General features: G+C 34.0%; 13 protein-coding genes. 8 read left to right on the top strand and 5 right to left on the bottom strand.

The genetic code is table 11. From position 1 onward, the window contains the following. Positions 1–110 precede the first annotated feature (110 nt). Both RC62_RS07560 and RC62_RS07555 read left to right on the top strand, forming a co-directional pair. Positions 111–4,577 carry a T9SS sorting signal type C domain-containing protein gene (locus RC62_RS07560; RefSeq protein ID WP_157472408.1) on the top strand — a complete coding sequence of 1,489 codons (4,467 nt, stop codon included), beginning with the start codon at positions 111–113 and terminating at the stop codon, positions 4,575–4,577. Positions 4,578–4,744: 167 nt separating this feature from the next. After that, positions 4,745–8,596, top strand: coding sequence for a T9SS sorting signal type C domain-containing protein (locus RC62_RS07555; protein ID WP_055094538.1), 3,852 nt, complete (start codon positions 4,745–4,747; stop codon positions 8,594–8,596). Between the two features lie 48 nt (positions 8,597–8,644). On the opposite strand, the gene RC62_RS07550 is transcribed toward RC62_RS07555, so the two are convergent. The 4 genes from RC62_RS07550 to RC62_RS07535 form a co-directional block, all read right to left on the bottom strand. Next, the gene (locus RC62_RS07550; RefSeq protein ID WP_055094136.1) at positions 8,645–9,526 is read right to left on the bottom strand and encodes a cupin-like domain-containing protein; all 882 of its coding nucleotides are present in this window, start codon (positions 9,524–9,526) and stop codon (positions 8,645–8,647) included. A gap of 81 nt (positions 9,527–9,607) precedes the next feature. Continuing rightward, the gene (bioB, locus tag RC62_RS07545; RefSeq protein ID WP_055094536.1) at positions 9,608–10,696 is read right to left on the bottom strand and encodes a biotin synthase BioB; all 1,089 of its coding nucleotides are present in this window, start codon (positions 10,694–10,696) and stop codon (positions 9,608–9,610) included. Between the two features lie 167 nt (positions 10,697–10,863). Next, entirely contained in the window at positions 10,864–11,301 is a 438-nt protein-coding gene (locus RC62_RS07540; RefSeq protein ID WP_055094134.1) for a hypothetical protein, read from the bottom strand. Between the two features lie 448 nt (positions 11,302–11,749). Continuing rightward, the gene (locus RC62_RS07535; protein WP_055094132.1) at positions 11,750–12,679 is read right to left on the bottom strand and encodes a bifunctional riboflavin kinase/FAD synthetase; all 930 of its coding nucleotides are present in this window, start codon (positions 12,677–12,679) and stop codon (positions 11,750–11,752) included. 196 nt (positions 12,680–12,875) lie between these two features. Between RC62_RS07535 and RC62_RS07530 the strand changes: the two genes are divergently transcribed. Further along, complete coding sequence (locus RC62_RS07530; RefSeq protein WP_055094130.1) at positions 12,876–15,560, top strand: reprolysin-like metallopeptidase; 2,685 nt, start codon at positions 12,876–12,878, stop codon at positions 15,558–15,560. 94 nt (positions 15,561–15,654) lie between these two features. Here the strand turns inward: RC62_RS07530 and RC62_RS07525 are convergent, their stop codons facing one another. Further along, positions 15,655–16,338, bottom strand: coding sequence for a ComF family protein (locus RC62_RS07525; RefSeq protein WP_055094128.1), 684 nt, complete (start codon positions 16,336–16,338; stop codon positions 15,655–15,657). A gap of 98 nt (positions 16,339–16,436) precedes the next feature. Between RC62_RS07525 and RC62_RS07520 the strand changes: the two genes are divergently transcribed. The 5 genes from RC62_RS07520 (at position 16,437) to RC62_RS07500 (ending at position 22,326) form a co-directional block, all read left to right on the top strand. Then, on the top strand, positions 16,437–17,975 hold the full coding sequence (locus tag RC62_RS07520; protein ID WP_055094126.1) for a glycine--tRNA ligase: 1,539 nt from the start codon (positions 16,437–16,439) through the stop codon (positions 17,973–17,975). 260 nt (positions 17,976–18,235) lie between these two features. Then, a complete protein-coding gene (locus tag RC62_RS07515) occupies positions 18,236–19,045 on the top strand; it encodes a LytR/AlgR family response regulator transcription factor (protein WP_055094124.1) in 810 nt (269 codons plus the stop codon). Positions 19,046–19,219: 174 nt separating this feature from the next. Continuing rightward, positions 19,220–19,471, top strand: a complete 252-nt coding sequence (locus tag RC62_RS07510; protein ID WP_055094122.1) for a hypothetical protein — start codon at positions 19,220–19,222, stop codon at positions 19,469–19,471. 99 nt (positions 19,472–19,570) lie between these two features. Next, positions 19,571–21,631, top strand: coding sequence for a tetratricopeptide repeat-containing sensor histidine kinase (locus tag RC62_RS07505; RefSeq protein WP_055094120.1), 2,061 nt, complete (start codon positions 19,571–19,573; stop codon positions 21,629–21,631). Continuing rightward, positions 21,628–22,326 carry a response regulator gene (locus tag RC62_RS07500; RefSeq protein WP_055094118.1) on the top strand — a complete coding sequence of 233 codons (699 nt, stop codon included), beginning with the start codon at positions 21,628–21,630 and terminating at the stop codon, positions 22,324–22,326. The genes RC62_RS07505 and RC62_RS07500 overlap by 4 nt, the downstream gene beginning before the upstream one ends. The last annotated feature ends 28 nt before the right edge of the window (positions 22,327–22,354 follow it).

Raw genomic sequence — 22,354 nt, 5'->3', positions numbered from 1 at the left:
TTAAACATGCAAAACAGTGGTGATGGAAATTAGTAGAGTATTAAATAACAGCACTTTGGTTTTTTAAGAAAAATACAATTCCAAAAACAAAAATAAACACCAATACCTGTATGATTCAAAAACTACTTTTGTTCGTTCGTTCGATCTTTTTTCTGAAATTAAATTCTTCTTCGGGAAGGTCCTTTGCTCCAAATGTAAAATTGCTTTGTTTGGGGATGTTTTTTGTTTTTTCAAACAATTATGGGCAATGTGCTTATCCATCATCAACTACCACTAAAATTGGATCTGATCAAACTTTTTGTATTGATGGAACGAATCTTCCTAATATTTCTTTACGTGCACAACAATATGTTGTGGTTAATGTTATATCAGGTTATAATTACACGTTTGGGATATCAAATATTTGGGCTGGAGGTGGCACAACCAATGTCGAATATTTAGGATTGTATAATGATGCAACTAATGCATATATAACTCAAAATAATGGGACAAATGGTACTAGTGTTACATGGACAGCGACATTTTCAGGGAAAATAAAAGTGTTATTGTTAAGAAACAACAATTGTTCAACAACGACTGATACTACCGCAGGTACATTCACATTCACATTAAATTCTTCTACTAATAATCTCGATGACCAAACGTTTGCAGGAAACAATGTATGGAGAGGACATGTCTACAATTTTACAAGTGGCGTGCCTCCGGGAGGAAGTTCTCCACCAAATCCGGCAAATACAAATCCGTTTGCAGCTGCACAATATGCAGGTTATTATGATGTAGGTTCAGAAACAATACCAACAAATTTTAATTTTGGTGGTAATACAGCTTGTTTTCCTATTTATTCAAATGGAGCACAACTTACAAATATTTATACAGAGCAGTTTGCTGTAAGATCCCGCATGAAATCTACAAGAGCAGCAGGTTGTTATTTAGTAACCATAAAAGGAGATGACGGTGTACGTTTGTATGTTGATAATGTACTTGTCTTTGATGAATGGATACAACAAAGTGCTGCAACGTACTCAAGTTTACTCGTTTATTTAAATGGAAATTCTGATCTTATATTAGATTATTACGAAAATGATGGGGCAAACGAACTTAGTTTTAGTATAACTCCTTTCTCTGCTTCGTCAAATACGGTTACTGTTCCTGCTGCAACAACAGTTTGTAGCGCAACTTCTCCTGGTCTTTTAGATGGGTCTTCTTATCCTTATAATGGTTCTACTGTAAATAAAACTATAAAATTCCAATGGCAATCAGCTCCGGATGTTTCAGGAGTTCCTGGTACATGGTCTAATATTGCATCAGCAACAGCAGAAGACTATACTCCCGGAGCAATAACTACAACGACAACTCCTAATGTTACATGGTATAGACGTAATGTTTCGGCAGTGGCATCAAATGCTTCTTCTTGTACTTACAATAGTAATGAATTTGCTATAACTACTCGTGCTGCAACTGTAGGAGGAACAGTTACTGGCGGAACAACAATATGTTCAGGAACACAGCCCGGAAATCTTACTTTGGCAGGAAATACAGGTTCTGTTACAAAATGGCAAAAAGCAAATGATGCTGGTTTTACAGTAGGTCTCACTGATATTGCAGTAACAACCAATACACTAACAGGTGCTACAATTGGAAACTTGACTGCTACGACGTATTTCAGAGCAGTAGTTCAAAATGCAGGTTGTCCGGCAAATTCCGGTTATGATACAGTCACAGTTACTCCGGTAAGTGTGGGAGGTACAGTTTCAGGAAGTAGTTCAGTATGTGCAGGAACTAATAGTACTGTACTAACTTTAGCAGGAAATACAGGAAGTGTTGTTCGATGGGAATCCTCTACAGATAATTTTGCATCAGTGATTACACCAATAACAAATACAACAGCAACATTAACAGCAACAAATGTTTTAGTTACGACTTATTATCGTGCAGTAGTACAAAATGGGACTTGTCCTGTTCAGGCTTCATCAACAGGGTCTGTAACAATAACAAACCCAGTTGCTACGGGCGTTAGCATTTGTCAGGGAGGTTCAGGTTCTCTAACCTCTTCGGCTAGTTGTGGAGCAGTTGCACAAACACCTTCAACTGCTACCGGATCAGGTGGTACATCTAATGCTACAACTTATGGAGGTTCAGGTAATACAAATATTACTGTAAATTTTCCGGCATTACCGGCTGGTGCTGTGGTAACAAGTACTAATATTACAATAAGCTTTAATTCAGTAAGCCCTTCTTGGAAAAGTGAGTTGCTGGTTAGAGCAACACCACCTGCTGCATTTGGTGCAGCACAGTCTGATTTAAATCCAGCTCCTACATCTGCTGCTAATGATTCGCCAGGTAGTGTTTCTAATCTTCCATTAGGGACATGGGGAACTGGAAATCCTGCAGGTAACTGGGTATTTGCATTTAGAGAAAGTTTTGATGATAATGGTGTTAATCCGGATGCGACTATTTCAAATATTACAATTACAGTTAATTACACTTTACCGGGAACAATAGATTGGTATACTGTAGCTTCTGGAGGTACAAAAATAGGTTCAGGATCTCCATTTAATCCGGTTGGAGTTGCAGGTTCAGGTCTTGCAAATACAAATACTGCCGGTACAACATCTTACTATGCAGCCTGCTCGGGCGATTCAGGTTGTAGAACAAAAGTTGATTTTGTTATTAATGACACAACGGCTCCCACAGTATCAACAACTCAGCCAACTTGTACAGTAAATACAGCAACTATTACAATTACGTCACCATCACCTGCTCCGGGTATAACTTATAGTATAAACGGATCAACGTATACAAATACCACAGGAGTATTTACAGGAGTAGCTGTTGGACCTTATAATGTTACAACCAAAAATAGTTCAGGATGTACCTCTTTGGCAACACCAGTAAATATTAATGCAGCAACTGTTAAAACATGGACAGGTACAACCAGCACCAATTGGAATGTTGCAGGAAACTGGAGTCCAAGCGGCGTGCCAACAGCTGCAGATTGTGTTGTGATACCAAATGTTACTAATAAACCAATTATTACCGGAAGCGGAGTAAATGGTTTTGCACAAGCGCTTACCGTAAATAATAGTGCCTCTTTAACTGTAAATAGTGCGAATACTTTAACAGTTACAGATGCTGTAACAGTAGTAGGACCACTAGGATCATTGGTATTCGAAAACAATGCAAGTTTGATTCAGGTAAATGATAGCCCTACAATAAATTCAGGAAATATTAATTATAAACGTATAAGCCCGCAAATTCGTCTGGCAGATTTTACGTATTGGTCTACTCCGGTAAGCCCTCAAACATTATTTGATGTTTCTCCTCTAACTTTATTCGATAAATATTTTGGATATGATGGAGACAATTGGGTGGGAACAAATTCAAGTACCGTAATGACTGTTGGTAAAGGATATATTATTCGTGGTCCTCAAAACTTTTCAAGAACTGCAAAAGCAGATTACCCGGCAACTTTTATCGGGGTACCAAATAACGGAAATCTTGTTGGTGAAACACTAGCTGCAGATAAAGCTTATTTAATAGGGAATCCTTATCCGTCTGCTTTAGACGCGAAGAAATTTTTAGATGCCAATCTCTTTTTAAATGGTACTCTTTATTTCTGGACCCAAAATACTGCAGTAGTTTTTGCTCCCGGATACCAATATTATTCAACTGATTATGCAGCTTATAATGTTACGGGAGGTACAGCAACTTATGCAGCACCTAGCGGTAGTACACCAGGAAATGATTCTCGTATCCCATCAGGTAAAATAGCCGCAGGACAATCATTTTTTGCAAGCACTGGCAGCAGCGGAGGAACAGTTGCGTTTAACAATTCAATGCGTTTTGGCGCTGTAGATAATACGCAGTTCTATAAACCTGGTAAAACATCAGACAATGCAGAGGCAAATCGTGTATGGTTAAATCTAACAAACGAAGGTGGAGCCTTTAAACAACTGCTTGTTGGTTACATAGACGGAGCTACAAATGAATTTGAAAACAGATATGACGGTGTAAGTTTTGATGCCAATGAATTCGTTGATTTCTACAGTTTCAATAACGGTAATAAATATGTAATTCAGGGTCGTGCATTACCATTTACAGATTCTGATGTGGTTCCTTTAGGATATCGAACTACAATCGAAGGAGATTTTACCATTTCGATTGACCAGACAGATGGAAGCCTTACGAGTCAAAATATTTATATTGAAGATAAAACAACCGGAAAAGTACATGATTTAACTGCTTCTAATTATACTTTTACAACAGCAATAGGAAGTTTTACAGACCGTTTTGTTTTACGTTATACAAACAAAACATTAGGAGTAGGAGACGTAGAAAACCTTGATAGCAATCTTCTGGTTTCTGTTGAAGACAAAGTGATTAAGATAACTTCGACAAAAGAAGATATCAAACAAGTTACAATTTTTGATGTGTCAGGAAAACTTCTTTATGATAAAAATAAAGTAGCAACAACCGAATTGCAATTGCAAAATTTACCATTTAGCAATCAGGTTCTTTTGGTTAAAGTTCTTTTGGAAAACGGATCTACTGTAACCAAAAAAGTAATATTCAAATAAAATATAAATACTTTTATAGAAATCCATTCCGCAAAACGGAATGGATTTTTTTATGCATTGAATTTAAAAATATCACTTAAAGTAGGTATTGCAATGATTGATTTAAAAGATTATAATTGCAGTTAATTCTTACAATTAAAAACAATTGTAATGCAATACTCTTTGTTTTGATAAAAAAAATCATTCTCACATTCATTCTGCTTAGTTTCTTTTCAGAGGTTAGTCTTTACGCGCAACAAGGAAAAGTAGATATTACATTCAATACAATCGATAACGGATTAAACGGAGATGGTTTCGATAAGACCGTTCGAACTTTGTCTTTACAATCAGATAATAAACTTATTGTTGGTGGAGATTATCTCAATATAAACGGAATCCCAGCTTCTTATTTATGTCGATTGAAACCAGCTGGGGTTATTGATAATGATTTTGATACCGGAACCGGTTTAAATGGTAAAGTCTATGATTCGTATATTCAAACTGACGGAAAAATAATTGCAGCAGGAAGTTTTACTGCTTATAACGGAAATAGTTCAGGAAGAATTATTCGATTAAATGAAGATGGTTCACAGGATTTTACATTTAATACTTCGACAGGAGCAACTAACGGAATTATTTATAAAGCTTGCCCTCAGCCAGATGGTAAAATTATAATAGTTGGAAGTTTTACAAAATATAATAATGTTACCGTAAACAGAATAGCGAGACTTCTTCAAAACGGAACTTTGGATACTTCTTTTAGTACAGGTTCAGGTGCAGCTTTGAATATAACAAATGTGGAGATATTGCAGGACACAAAAGTTTTGATTTCAGGTAATTTTACTTCTTTGAACGGAGTTGCATTAAATAGAATTGCCCGTCTTTTTTCAGACGGAACAATAGACACAGACTTTAATAGTGGTTCTGGATTTAATGATGATGTCAATGCTATGGCTTTGCAACCTGATGGTAAAATTGTATTAGGCGGAAAATTCACTGATTATAATGCGAACGTATCAAATCGTATTATTAGACTTAATGCAGATGGAACAATTGATGATAGTTTTTTGGCAGGATCAGGTCTAAATACAGACGTTATTCAGGTTATTAAAACAGATCGCTATGGTAATATTATGGTTGGCGGATCTTTTAAGGGTTCTTATAATGGAACTGAGGTTAACCGAATCTTTTTCCTGAATTCAAACGGAAGTATAAAGTTAAATTTTGATATTGGTTCAGGACCCGGTTCGGCATCTGTTTTGGCCTTGGCAAATGGCACAGACGGTTCTTGGTATTTTGGAGGATCTTTTTCGGTTTTTGATGGTCAGAATCAAGGGAGACTTGCAAAAGTAAATGAAGAAGGAGAACATGATACAGCTTATTTAGCAGCAGGAATTGGTTTTGATAATGCAGTGCAAAAAGTACTGTCATTGCAGGATAAAAAAACAATGGTGTTTGGTAATTTTACTAAGTTTAATGGTAGTACAGCGTCACGAATAATTAGGCTTTTAGAAGATGGATTGTCTGACGATGCTTTTAATACACGACAATCAGCAGCAAATAATGGTGTAAAGACCGCTGTTTTACAATCAGATGGGAAGATAATTATAGCAGGGAATTTTACGAAATATAACGAAGCAATTTCGAATCGTATCGTTCGAATTTTTCCAAATGGGGCAATTGATAATACATTCAATATCGGTTCAGGATTTAAAAGTCAGGTATATGCACTCGCTATGCAGGATCAAAAAATAATTGCAGCAGGAAACTTTACAAGCTTTAATGATGTGCCAGCGCCAAGAATCGTGAGATTGCTAGGAGATGGGTCTAGAGATACCGGATTTGATCCCAGTCTTGGTGCTGATGCTATAATTGAAACCATTCTGGTTCAGCCTGACGGAAAAATTCTGGTTGCGGGAAGATTTAATACATTTAATGGTCAGTCATTTTCCCGTTTAGTTCGACTGAATTATAACGGAAGTATTGATTTGAGTTTTAATATTGGATTGGGTTTTGATAAATTTGTATATGCCCTGGCATTGCAATCTGACAATAAAATAATTATTGGCGGTTCTTTTTTAAGTTATAACGGATCCTCTCAAAAACGAATTCTCAGGCTAAATATCGACGGTAGTTTAGACACCACTTTTGAGTCTGGTTCAGGCTTTAGTAATGGAGATGTTTTGAGTCTTTTAATACAGCCTGACGATCGAATTTTAGTTGGCGGAACTTTTTCCGGAACCTATAATACTACTCCTTCTTTTCGATTAATACGTTTGTTGAAATCGGGTGATTATGATGGTTCATTTCATACAGATCTCAACGGCAAGCTTAATACAATGAGTTTTGCATCAGATCATAAACTTATGATCGGGGGAGATTTTAATTCGGTATCTGCACTTTCAAAACACAGGATTGCAAGGTTGAAACTTTGTCTGGACGCAACTATATGGAACGGAGTTTCCTGGTCAAATGGTTTGCCTGCGGGAGGAAAAGAAGTAACCTTTAAAGCAGATTATCCAAATTTAACAACCGCTGATATTTGCAGTTGTACAATTGATGAAGCAAAAGCAGTAACACTTTTAAGTGCAAATGCTTTAGGTCTCGAATTTGATTATTCCGGACTTGGAACTTTGGTTTTAGAAGATTCAGCCAGTTTATATCAGTCGGATGATGAGATCATTAATACAGGAATTGTTCATGTAAATAGAAAGTCTTCCCCTATTTTAAAATTTGATTATACCTATTGGTCTTCTCCAGTTGAGAATCAGAAATTAGTTGATGTTTCTCCAAATACTCTACCGGACAAATATTTCTCTTTTGATTATGTTTTAGGCGATTGGAAAGAAGAAAATCCATCACATAACATGATACCCGGAAAAGGATATATTATTCGAGGACCTCAGGACTTTTCTACAACTGTTGCATCCAGGTTTGAAACCACGTTTAAAGGAGTTCCAAACAACGGAAAAGTTATTTTGAATTTAGGAGGAATCGATATTTTCAACTTAATAGGAAACCCATATCCGTCCGCTTTAAATGCTGACTTATTTTTGTTTGACAATAGATCAAACTTAAAAGGATCACTTTATTTCTGGACTCATAATACACCATATATTAACAATGAATACTCTTCAGACGATTACGCCGTATACAATTTGTTGGGAGGAGTGGGAACCAGAGAATCCTTATCTACTGGTGTTAATGAAACGCAACCTAATGGAGCAATTGCTTCCGGTCAGGCTTTTTTTATTGCCAGTAAAAATTCAGGCAGTTTAGAATTTAATAATAGTATGCGAATTCGCGAAAGAAACGCAGCTTTTTTTAAACCCGGAAAAGACAGCAACATTCCTGTAAGCAAAATTGAAAAACATCGTATCTGGTTGAATTTTGAAAACAATCAAGGCATCTTCAAGCAAATTTTAATTGGTTATATTCAGGGAGCAACAAATTTATACGATGAGGATTATGATGCAACTTCTTTTAATGGCAATAAATATGTAGATTTTTATAGTAGAGCAGATAATGAAAATTTGGTCATTCAGGGACGTGCTTTACCATTTGTAGATGCAGATGCAGTTCCCTTAGGATATCGTACAACCATTGCCGGCGAATTCACTATTTCTATAGATAAAGTAGATGGCGATATGAAAAATCAGGCAATTTATGTCGAAGATAAAACTACCGGAATTATTCACAATTTAAAAAATGGTAAATACAACTTTGTTTCTGAAATTGGAAATTTTGCAGATCGTTTTATTCTGAGATATACGGCTATAACATTAGCAAATGAAGATTTTAAAAACCTTGAAAATGATTTATTAATTTCAGTAAAAAACAAAGTAATCAAAGTAGCCTCATCAAAGGAAAATATAAAAGAGGTAACCGTTTTTGATATTACAGGAAAAATCCTTTACAATAAAAAGAAAGTTGAAAGTAAAGAATTGTATATTCAAAACATACTATCAGGTACTCAGGTATTAGTCATAAAAGTGATTTTAGAAAACGAATATACATCAACAAAGAAAATTATATTTTAGAATAAAGACAAAAAGCAGTTGCAGTTTTATATCTGCAACTGCTCTTTTTTATGAAACCTTTCTCAAAAAAGTTCTTTCTAAATTTTCATGTGTATTCCGGATTGCTTTTTCGTTCTTATAATCAATCCACTTCTGACCTTTAAACTTTCGCATTAAAATATCAAAATGTCTCATGATAAAAACATTATAAGCAGCTTTTGATAAATTAGAAATGCTTTTTGGAAAAGAGCGTAAACTCATTGAAAATCCCGGAGTCAGGTATTTCATATAATGCCAATAACCCTCCGGCATGTACAGCATTTCACCATGTTTAAGATTGGTAATATAGCCTTGGGCATTTTTAAGGGCTGGGAATTTTTCGTAATCCGGATTGTCAAAATCAATATCTTCCCTTGAAATTAAGGCATGCGGAATTTTATACATGTACTTAGACTGATCAGGAGCAAAAATCATACACTGCTTTTCTCCATGAAAATGAAAATGAAGAATATTCGAGTAATCAATATCATAATGCATAAATACTCTGGCATTTTCTCCCCCAAAAAACAACATAGGCATTTGCTTGACTAATTTTAATCCAATATCCGGCCATAAAAAGTCATTTCTAAGCGCGGGAACTTGTTTCATGAGATTATAAAGAAAGATTCGGTAATTGGTGGGTTTTGATTCTAATAGCGCTATATAATCGCTCATTTTCATTCTAGTGTGAGCTTCATTAAAACCCTCTTCATGATTTACAGGTCTGTCGTCATATAAAGGCACAGTGATATCACCGGCAATATCATTAATATAAGATAATTTCCATTTATGGTAAGCAGGCCAGTCTTCGGTCAGCTCCTCCACAACAACTGGTATTTGTTTTTTTACATATTGGGAAATAAAATCCGATTTTGAGATTTTTTTTACCCTTTCAATTTGCGTTAATTTCATATTTATAATAAAAAAAAATTGCTTATAACTCTGGTCATAAGCAATTTAAAAATATTTATTGATATTTATTAACTCTATGAATTAAATTTTTGATTTAATCGATGCCTCTAGATTTTTTTCTATCGTATGTCCCGGCCTTGACCATTTAGGTTTTTCTCCTAACGAAGTAAATTGAGAATCTGCCGCTTCAACAGTTTGTGGCTGAGAAACTTTAACAAATGGTTTTTGCGGGATCAATCCTAATAAGTCAAACATTTTCATGTCTTCCTGTACATCAGGATTTGGTGTTGTAAGTAATTTATCTCCGGCAAAGATTGAATTTGCCCCAGCAAAAAAGCACATAGCTTGTCCTTCACGGCTCATATTTGTTCGTCCCGCTGATAAACGTACTTGCGTATCCGGCATTATAATTCTTGTGGTAGCAACCATACGGATCATTTCCCAAATTTCAACTGGTTTTTCTTCCTCCATTGGCGTTCCCTCAACAGCGACCAAAGCATTAATTGGCACAGATTCCGGTTGTGGATTTAAAGTCGAAAGCGCTACAAGCATTCCTGCTCTGTCTTCGATGCTTTCCCCCATTCCAATAATTCCTCCGCTGCAAACCGTAACATTCGTTTTACGAACATTTTCTATTGTTTGCAAACGATCTTCAAAACCACGGGTCGAAATAACATCTTTATAATATTCCTCAGATGTATCTAAATTATGATTGTAGGCATATAAACCGGCTTCGGCCAAACGCTGCGCCTGATTTTCGGTAATCATACCCAAAGTACAGCAAACCTCCATATCCAGTTTATTAATAGTACGAACCATTTCTAAAACCTGATCAAATTCTTCACCATCTTTTACATTTCTCCAGGCTGCTCCCATGCAAACGCGGGATGATCCGCTGGATTTTGCCCGCAAAGCCTGAGCTTTTACCTGACTTACACTCATTAAATCATTGCCTTCAACCCCAGTATTATAACGGGCAGCCTGAGGGCAATAACCGCAATCTTCCGGACAGCCTCCAGTTTTAATAGAGAGTAATGTAGAAACCTGAACTACATTAGGATCGTGTTTTTGTCTGTGTATTGTTGCTGCTTCATACAGCAAGTCCATCATCGGTTTATTATATATAGCGATTATTTCGTCTTTGGTCCAGTTGTGTTTTGTAATGCTCATGGAAAAATTGTTTTTTGATGCTTCAAAAGTAGTTAAATAGTTGTAATCACCAAATGCAGAATTATGCAAATGAATTTGAGGCGGTTTTCCTAAAAATAAAAAACTCTAAAAACATAGAATTTATTTCATATGATTTTAGAGTTTCAAAGAGTTTATGATTTTAAATATTAATCGGCTATGTATTTGTTATTCCAATACAGCATCATCATTAAAGTAACAATTACCGAAGAGGCAAGTCCTTCAAAAAGTAAGCAAATACAATACGTTGGTACTGATGGATTTCCTCCAAACATAAAAGTTTCAGATAATGTTTTTACATAAGCATCACCGCCTCTTGCATAGCTGTAAACCAATAATCCAAAAACACTTAAAGCTACACCAACTACAGAAGTTGCCATTGCAGAAACAGCATTCGATACAAAATTGGTTTCTCCTTCATGAAGATTCATTTTCATTGTCCTGTTTACGCCGTAAAATATAAAGAATACATTAAGAACACGCAAATAGAATAAATGGGCTAAACCCAATACGTTCATCAATAAAAAATAAATTCCTATTCCTAGGAATATCAAAAAACCGTTGGTTATTTCTTTAGGTAATTTCATAGTGGTTATTTTTAAAGAAGTTAATAGTAAATATTTGATAAACAGAGTTCTATATCAAATTTACTAAAAAAATAACTACGATGATTTAAAAATGGTGAAAAGTATGCTGAGTAGTTTTAATTAAAGAATAAAGAAAAAAGAGGAAAGAGTAAAGAGGAAAGAGTAAAGAGTAAAGAATAGAAAATTAAAAAAATATATTACCACAGAAGTTTAGCCCCTACGGGACATTTGTTTAGGCGGATATGGTTTGTTACCAATATTTAACTCCTAGCGTAGTATGTTTTCTTGCATTTTTTATGTTATCAAATGTAATTTCTAAAAAAAATATCTCGTAGAGATTATATCTTGGTAGAAAAAAAAGTGACGAACGTGATATTTTGTCCCGTAGGGACTACACATTTCATAAACAATATTTAAAATATGTTTTGCTAAAAACTAAAAACAAATTTTAAAGGCTGTTCACAAAAGCCAAAGCATCTTCTTTGTCCTGGTTTAATTGTGCTTTAAGCAAATCTAATGATCCAAATTTTTGTTCCCCGCGAAGATATTGTAATAACGAAACTTCAATTTTCTGACCATAAATATCAGCATCAAAGTCAAATAAGTTTACTTCGATAGTTTGGTTTTGTCCATTTACAGTTGGATTAAAACCAATATTCATCATCCCAAAAACTTCTTTTTCGTCTATTAAAGCTTTAACTACATAAACGCCAGTTTTTGGAATTAACTTATACTCTTCTTCAATTTTGATATTCGCCGTAGGAAAACCAATTGTTCGGCCTAATTGTTTTCCTTTTACAACTTCGCCTGATAAAAAATAAGCATAACCCAAATATTCATTGGCTAAAGCCATATTGCCATCATTCAGAGCTTTTCTGATTTTGGTAGAACTTACAGATACATCCTGAATTTCCTGAGCCGAAATTTGCTCGACTTCAAAACCATATTCTGCTCCAAAAGCAATTAAATCATCAATATTGGCAGTTCTGTTTCTTCCAAAACGGTGATCGTGACCAATAATTATTTTTTGAATATGAAATTGGTCCACTAATATCGAATGCACAAATTCTTCAGCAGTTAATCTTGAGAAACTTTCGTTAAACGGATGAATAACAAGATTTTCAATTCCGGTTGCTTCCAGAAGTTTTGTTTTTTCAGAAATGGTATTCAAAAGTTTTATTTCTGATTTTTCCTGTAAAACCATTCTTGGATGCGGGAAAAAAGTAAGTACTAAACTTTCATATTTTCCGTTTTCTGTGTTTTGAGTAATTCGCTCCAGAATTTTTTTGTGACCAATATGTACGCCGTCAAAGGTACCAAGAGTTAAAATCGTTTTCTTGGTTGACTGAAAATCGCTTATAGAATGAAAGAGCTTCAAAACAAATAATTTAAGATGGTGCAAATTTATACTATCTATTTTAAATTTAATGCTAAGCCCAATTGATTTTTTAATCAGATCGTGTTTCTTTTTATAAAAATGAATCCACTCGTCGACAAAAAAGCATTAATTGTCGTATATATGTAAGAATTTAATTTAATTCACTTAATTTTGATTATTCAATTCCAATTCGAGTATGAAAAAAAATCTACTTTTTTTGTTTTTTATCCTTTGTTGTACCGCTATTCACGCTCAGGGTGATGACTTGTGGCAAAAAGTGAGTTCCAGTTCTGTAAGTAAAAGAATAACTGCATCCGGTTCAGAAAGACTTTATTATAAGTTAAATACAAATTCCTTAAAGTCAAAACTTTCAGGATCAACCGGGAAATCGTCAAAGAATAATACTTCAGAAATTACGATTCCAAATTCAAACGGTATTTTAGAAAGATTTAAAGTTTGGGAATCCTCTAATTTTGAACCTGAATTACAGGCAAAATATCCTGAAATCAGATCTTATGAAGGAATTGGACTAGACGATAAAACGGCCAGAATTAATTTTAGTGTAGCTCCAATAGGATTACAAACAATGGTACTTCGTGCAGATAAACCGTCAGAATATATAGAACAAGACTCTGATAATCAATCACAATATGTATTATATGCTAAAAATGATGATAGTTCAAAGCGATTAAGTTGTAAAACGGCAGAATTAGTTTCTGATAAAAATACACCGTCAACCTCAAAAACGACTGCAAATAATAAAGTTTTCAAAACCATGCGGTTAGCGCTGTCTTGTACGGGAGAATATGCTGCTTTTTTTGGTGGTACAAAAGAAGGGGCATTGGCAGGAATGAATGCTACTTTGACTAGAGTAAACGGACTTTTTAACAGAGATCTGGCAGTAAAATTAGTTTTGATTACCAATACAGAAGATATAATATATACAAATGCTGCAACTGATCCTTATTCTAATGCAAATGCAGGAACAGCTGATTATCAGGACAGATCAGACATTCAGGTTTGGAATGTAGAAACACAAAATAATATAACCAGTGTGATAGGTGAGGCCAATTATGATATTGGTCACTTGTTTGGAGCTTCCGGAGGCGGAGGTAACGCCGGTTGCATAGGATGTGTTTGCAGTAGTCCAACATCATCAAATATTACTGCAAAAGGAAGTGGATATACATCACCTTCAGACGGAAAACCACAAGGAGATACCTTCGACATTGATTTTGTAGCGCATGAAATGGGACATCAATTAGGGGCGACTCATACTTTTTCATATTCTATTGAAGGAACCGGAACAAGCGTTGAGCCTGGGAGTGGTTCTACAATAATGGGGTATGCCGGAATTACAGATTATGATGTTCAGGATAATTCTGATGCTTATTTTGCTTATGCCAGCATATTACAAATTCAAAATAATCTTGTTTTTAAAAGCTGTCCCGTTAATACGGCCATAACAAATAATCCGCCAACGATTAGCGCAGGCTTGGATTATACGATTCCAATAAGTACACCATTTGTTTTAACCGGTACAGGCTCAAACCCTGCAAATGCTGCGGTTACTTATTCCTGGGAACAAAACGACAGTGCAACAACTACGTCAGGTTCTAATAGTATTGCGTATGCAACAAAACCAGACGGACCGTTATTTAGATCTATAGTTCCGGGTAATTCTCCCGTTCGCTATATGCCTGCTTTAAGTACTGTAATTCAAAATACACTTACAACAACCTGGGAATCTGTTTCATCAGTCGCAAGAACATTACATTTTACATTAACAGCAAGAGATAACGGGGCAGAGGCAATGGCGCAAACAAATACAGATGCTATGACAGTAAATGTAGTTGCTAATGCAGGGCCATTTACAGTTACTTCTCAAAACACTAATGATGTTAGCTGGCAATTAGGGTCTTTTCAAACCGTAACCTGGAACGTGAATAACACCAATACTTTGCAGGGTTCTGCAAATGTAAACATCAAATTATCTATAGACGGAGGTTTGACATTTCCTATAATTTTAGCCTCAAACACAGCAAATGATGGTTCTGAAGTTATTCAGATCCCTACAAGTGTTCAGGCTTCAACAAATTGCAGAGTATTAGTTGAGCCAACAGCAAATATATATTACGCCGTAAACAGCAAATCATTTGCAGTAGGTTATACATCAGCAACAACTTGTGATTCTTATAGTTTTGGTAATGCGTATGATATTTCTTTTGGAAACACTTATACGACCAGAACTGTAAATGTACCAGCTTCTACAGGATCAGTTTCTGATGTAAATGTTATGGTTAATGTTACACATGCAAGACTTTCTGATCTGGAACTTCAGATTGTGAGCCCAAAAGGAACCATCGTAAATTTGTATAATAGAAGCTGCGGATCAATATCGTCTACTTTGTCATTGCAATATGACGATGATGGAACGGCTTTGGATTGTTCTAAAACAATAAGCCAAATCGTTGTTCCGGTCGATGCGTTGCGTGTTTTTAATGGCGAAGATCCTAAAGGAACCTGGACTTTTAGAGTTCGTGATGCAGTGGCAGGAAATTTCGGAAAGATCAATTCGGCATCATTAAATGTTTGCAATCAAACTTTTACTTTAGGCGAGCCTAATCTTGATAAGATCGATTTTGCCTTATATCCAAATCCAAATAAAGGAAATTTTACGATTCAGTTTGAAAGTGATTCCATTAATCGAATTCAGATTTTAGTATACGATATTTTAGGAAAAAATATTTATTCGAATTCATTTGATAAAACATTTCACTTTAATCAAAATATTCAGTTATCAAATGTGTCTTCAGGATTTTACTTTGTCACAATTTTAGATGGTGACCGCAGAATCGTTAAGAAAATAATCATCAATTAGAAAAAAAATAAATTTCTTAAATTCCAAATTCCGAATGATATATCATATTCGGAATTTGGAATTTTTCGTTAAGACTTAAATTGAAATTAAAAAGCTATGAATTTGCCATTGCCATACAGGCAATACTAATTTTGGCGCCGGGAATTTTTAATAAAGCCCGTGAACAAGCTTCCAGAGTTGCGCCGGTTGTTAAAACATCATCGACAACTAAAAAATGCTTGTTGTGATTTTCTTCTGTTTCAAATGCGTCAAAGATATCGTCGATACTATCAGATCTCCCCGAGAGATTTTTTTTTGATTGTGTTTTAGAGTATTTCTTTCGATATAATACAGCATCATTATAAGGAATGTTTAAACCTTTGGCTAAAGCTTCTCCAAAAGTAGTAACCTGATTATAACCTCGTTCCTTAAACTTTTTAGGATGCAGCGGAACAGGAATTACAATATCAAAAGGAGTTTCTAAAACTAATTCCTTTAAGTCCTCAACATACCAATTTCCTAAAACGGTACCAATTTCTTCATGTCCTTTGTATTTTAAATTGTGAATGAGTTCCTGAACAATCCCTTTTTTATTAAAATATAATAATGCCGAAGCGTGTTCGATCACAATTTTGCCATAAAATTTCTTTACAGCTTCGTTTTTTGGATCTAAATGATATTGAGTCAAAGGCATTTCATGTCGGCAATTGGTACATAAAACAGATTCACTGATAAGTAAAATAGTGCTGCAACCGGCACAAACCTTAGGGAAAAACAGATTAATAAGATAATTAAACACAAATAGAAAGAATTTAGTTACAAAAATAACGAAATGATTCCTTCAATCTTTACTATTTTTCTTTTTTTTAAACGGACTTTTTATATTTTTGCATCACTATGGCAAAACAAGAAGATATATTTAAGAATGTGGTTTCGCACGCAAAAGAGTACGGATTTATTTTTCCGTCAAGCGAAGTATACGATGGATTGAGTGCAGTGTATGATTATGCACAAAATGGTGTCGAGTTAAAAAAGAATATCCGTGAATATTGGTGGAAATCAATGGTTCAGATGAATGAAAATATTGTAGGCTTAGATGCTGCGATATTAATGCATCCAACGACTTGGAAAGCTTCAGGCCACGTTGATGCTTTCAATGATCCGTTAATTGATAATAAAGATTCGAAAAAGAGATATAGAGCTGACGTTTTAGTAGAAGATTATGCTGAAAAGCTAAATGTAAAAGCTAAAAAAGAAATCGAAAAAGCGAAAGCTCGTTTTGGAGATGCATTCAACGAAGAGGAGTTTGTAACTACAAATGCCCGTGTTGTTGAATATTTGGCAAAAGAAAGAGAAATTCTGGAAAGACTTGCAAAAGGTATGAGCGAAGATCTTCAGGATGTAAAAGCATTAATTGAAGAATTAGAAATTGCTGACCCTGAAACCGGTTCCAGAAACTGGACAGATGTAAAGCAATTCAACTTAATGTTCGGGACTAAATTAGGTGCTTCTGCAGATTCTGCAATGGATTTATATTTACGTCCGGAAACGGCTCAGGGTATTTTTGTGAACTTTTTAAATGTTCAGAAATCTGGTCGTATGAAAGTTCCGTTTGGAATTGCACAAACCGGTAAAGCGTTCAGAAATGAAATCGTTGCAAGACAATTCATTTTCCGTATGCGAGAATTTGAACAAATGGAAATGCAGTTTTTCGTTCGTCCGGGAGAAGAAATGAAATGGTACCACCACTGGAAAGAAACCCGTTTAAACTGGCATTTATCTTTAGGATTAGGAAAAGAAAATTACCGTTTTCACGATCACGAAAAGTTAGCGCATTATGCAAACGCTGCTGCGGATATTGAGTTTAATTTCCCTTTTGGTTTCAAAGAATTAGAAGGAATTCACTCTCGTACAGATTTTGACTTAAAAGCACACGAAAAATTCTCAGGTAGAAAATTACAATATTTTGATGCTGAACTAAATGAAAACTACGTTCCGTATGTAGTAGAAACTTCAGTAGGTTTAGATCGTATGTTCCTGGCTGTTTTTGCAACATCATTGCAGGAAGAAACTCTTGAAGACGGATCAACAAGAACAGTATTAAAATTACCATCAGTTTTAGCGCCAACAAAAGCAGCTGTTTTACCATTAGTTAAAAAAGACGGATTGCCGGAAATTTCTAAAAAAATCATCGAAGATTTAAAATGGGATTTCAACGTAGCTTATGACGAAAAAGATGCAGTAGGACGTCGTTACAGAAGACAAGATGCTCTTGGAACTCCGTTTTGTATCACGGTAGACCATCAAACAATCGAAGACGAAACAGTAACAATTCGTCATAGAGATTCAATGAAACAAGATCGTGTGAAAATTTCTGAATTGAAAGATATTATTGAAAACGAGGTTTCTATGAAAAACTGGTTAATGAAAATGTAATATTTTAAATTACACACCTATATAAATCCCAAATTCCATAAAGGAGTTTGGGATTTTTTAATTCTAAATTGTATTTTGTCATACATATTAGCATTTTTACCATTATGTGTTAACATTTGTTTAGAATGTATTAACAATGAAATAGTAAAATAATTGAAATTCGTAAATTTAATTGCGAATAGAAGACTAAAGAATAAATTTTGAAAAAAAATTAAAGGGAAAAGAATTTCTCAGATCCGGGAAAGTTAATAAAACTACTATTGAAAAAGTATTCCTATATAATCATAGATGATAATGCTGAAAGTATTTTGAAAACCAAAACAATTGCAGAAGGTTTTTCAGGATTAACTTTTGCAGCGTCGGCTACGAATTATGAGAAAGGATTAAATTTAGTTTTAGAACATAAACCATCTGTTATTTTTCTGGAAATTGATCCTGAAGATTCACTAAGTAATTTATCCCTTGCTTTTATAAATGAGCTTCACCGATTTTTATCCCATATTCCTAAAATAATTATTACCACAACAAAAAAAGAACTGGCATTTGAAGCCATTCAGTATAACGTTTTTGATTATTTAATAAAACCTGTTTCGGCAATCGATTTAATTAAGACGCTTTTAAAACTCGAAAAAAGCGTTTTGGATACAAATTCAGCCGAAATAAACAATCAAATCACTTCTTCGGTACTTCCTTTTGTTCGAAGTCCAAAAAATATAACAGAACCACTTATTATCTGTATTAAATCGTACGGTGATTATCGTTACATTACAGCAACAGATATTTGCTATTTTCAAGCTGATAATAATTCTACGGATATCTATCTTAATTCCGGCGAAATGATAACTGCCTTTAAAACACTAAAGCACTTTGAAGGTATTTTATCGCATCCTTTTATCCGAATTCATAATAGTTATATCATCAATAAAAATTACATTTCGAGAATTCATAACGGAAGCTCAGTTTGTTACATAAAAAACTCTTCGAAAAAGATCCCTTTTTCCAAAACTTATAAATCAAATGTTGATCTGATTATTGCTGATTTTTCTATAGGAAATTACTTAGAAGTCTAATAATTAAGAGTTTACATTCATTTGGTACTCATTGACTATCAATTGGGTATGTTCTACCATAAACCTGTTTTTTCGTATATATTTTTTTTGATTTCGGTATTAGTTTTACACCATGATTCGCACAAAGCGATGATTCCCCAAAACAAAAAATCAAACATTTAATACCCTCAGATCATGAAAAAAGCAGCTTTAACATTCGCATTATTCTCTACAGTATTAGTAGCAACTTCATTTACAACTCCGCAAACAAATTCTTCATCAAATTCAAATACTGCAAGTTTTTTTGAAGAAGGTGGTAGTGGTGCTACAACAAACCAAAAAAGAAAACTTGATTTTCATGAAACAGGTAATAAATTTGAAAATAACAATCAATTAAATTTCACCAATGTTAATCAATCATTAGGAGGAAATAAAAAAATAGACTAAAAAATAATTCATTTAGTATTTAATAGCATTTAGGCTGTCAATTTTTTGGCAGCCTTTTTTTTGTATTAATAGTTTTACTATTTTTGGTGAAATTCAAAAATGCAATTGAAAAAAAATTGTCAAATATTATTTTTTTTACTTATTGTTTTATCATTTGCTTGTAATAGAAATAATCAGGTAAATAAAAGTATTGCGTCTTCTGAAGATAGCCTTCCCGTATATCTTAAATTAGCAAATGATATTAATTTGCCTTTAAGTTTTAAGCAAAAATACAATCAAAAATCTCTTGATATTATTTTAAATCAGAAGAACGACTCCGTTAACAGAATAAATTTATTTAAAGTTGCCAATCGATATTACAATATGAGCGATTGGAAAGCGTATCTTAAAACAACCAAATTAATTTTAGAACGTTCGCGTATTACCAAGGATTCTGTAAACATGGCTAAGGCATATACTTATCTTGGTGATTACTATGTGTCTGTATCAATTTCTGATAGTGCCTTTTTGAATTATTTCAAAGCTGAGAAAATTTATATACGAATTGGTGATGAATATAATTTAGCAAAAACATATCTCAGTAAAGCAAGCCTTCAATATAATGAAGGTGATTTTTTTGAAAGTGAAATAGCAGTTTTTAAAGCCTTACGTAACTTAAAAGGACAAAAAAATGTAAACGATCAATATTATGAATGCTATAATCTTTTAGGAATACTATACAACGAAAGAGAAGAATATACTAAAGCTTTAGAATTTCAAAATAAAGCGCTGAAGGCTTTAGAAGATAAATCAATTCCGAAAGAACTTCATTTTACAGCAACTTCATTAAATAATTTGGGTTTTATTTACATGAAAATGCATAATTATAAAGAAGCAAAATTATATTTTCAGAGAGGTTTAAATGAGAAAAAACTGTTCGAAGAAAATACAATTTTATATGCTATGCTATTAGACAATTTAGCGTATTCTAAGTTAAAACTAAAAGAGTCTGAAGACCTGCCAAAACTCTTTTTCAGGTCTTTAAAAATTAGGGACAGTCTGATGTTAAAGTCAGCAATAGTATCAAATAAAATTCACTTATCAGAGTATTATGCTGCAAAAAAAGACACTTTCAAAGCTATCCAGTTTTCAAAGCAAGCCTTGATTTTATCTCGTACTTCAAGTAAGTTAAACGGTACATTAGCGGCACTTAAGCAATTAGCAGTTGTTGATCCTAAAAAAGAATCCATCTATTCAAAAGAATATATAAGCTTAAATGAGAAATTGCAAAAAGCAGAACGCAAGATGGGCGAAAAATTTTCCCGTATTGAATATGAAACCAACGAAATAAAAGATCAAAACTCGAATCTTCAGGAAAAAAACAAAACCCTTATTTACGTTTTTAGTATTTGTACCCTGATAGGTTTGTTTTTCTATGTTTATAAAACACAGCAAGCCAGGAACCGGGAATTGATTTTTAAGCAGCAACAGCAAATTGCAAACGAGGATATTTATAATTTAATGATTTCCCAGCAAAATGATATCGAACTGACCCGTATCAGAGAAAAGAAAAAAGTAGCTCAGGATTTGCACGATGGTGTTCTGGGCAGAATGTTTGGCGTCAGGATTAGTTTAGACAGCCTGGATAAAATAGAAGAAGCAGAAGCAGCTCCTAAACGAAAAAAATACCTGACGGAACTCAAACATATTGAGGAAGATATCCGCGAAATTTCGCATGATTTAAATAGAGAAAAATCAGAATTAATTAATAATTTTATCGCGATTTTAAACAAATTGTTCGAAGATCAACAAAACACCTATGATTCTGAATTAATTACTTCGTTTGATTCTAACATCAAATGGGACCTTGTTAGTAATGCTGTTAAAATTAATTTGTACAGAATTATACAGGAAGCCCTTCAGAATTGTAATAAATATGCAGATGCAAACACTATTACAATTGAATTTAAAAGTGAAATAGATCATTTGGTTTTATCCATTTTTGATGATGGAAATGGATTTAATACCAAAAGAACAAAAAATGGTATAGGTTTGCACAACATTCAATATAGAGCTGCAGAATGTAACGGCACAGTTACTATAAAATCTGCCAAAGGAGAAGGAACTCTTCTTGTGATTAAAGTCCCTATAGATCAGAAAATTAACCTACAGAATACATGACAATTCACCCAAACGCCACAGATCCCCAATTAATTAAAAAGAATATATTAATTGTAGATGATCACCCTTTTATTATCGAAGGATATAAAAATGCAATAACACGCTACAATCCCAAACAATATGAATTCCTAATTTCTCAGGCTCACGATTGTAAATCAGGATACGAGTTAATCAAAGATCCTGAAACCCCTGATTTTGATGTTGCTTTTTTAGACATCAGCATGCCGGCATATGAGGAAAAAGACATTTTTTCAGGCGAGGATCTGGCGAAACTCATCCTGGATAAAATGCCAAACTGCAAAGTTATTTTATTAACGATGTATACAGAATTACTTAAAATCAAAACCATAATAAGAACCATAAAGCCCAATGGTTTAGTGATTAAAAATGATCTCACTTTTGATGAATTGCTCTTTGCGTTTGATAAAGTGATGAAAAATGATAAATATTACAGCCAGTCAGTTCAAAAAATACTGAATCAATCCCCTCACAATTCAATTGAAATTGACGAGTTCGATAAACAAATTTTATTTCATTTGTCAAAAGGAACTCCGGTCGAAGATATGCCACAATATATTCCGATTTCTCTCAATGCTATCGAAAAACGCAGAGTCAGCCTTAAAGAATTGCTTAAAATTAAATCAGGCTCAGATGAAGAATTGTTGAAAGAAGCAAAAAGCAAAGGGCTTTTCTAAGAATTTTAGATTTAAAATTCAGGCACAT

The sequence above is a fragment of the Flavobacterium aquidurense genome, assembly GCF_001404985.1.
Taxonomy (GTDB): domain Bacteria; phylum Bacteroidota; class Bacteroidia; order Flavobacteriales; family Flavobacteriaceae; genus Flavobacterium; species Flavobacterium aquidurense_B.
Note: the sequence above shows the minus strand (reverse complement) of the source record. Positions and strands in the feature narration are given on the sequence as shown.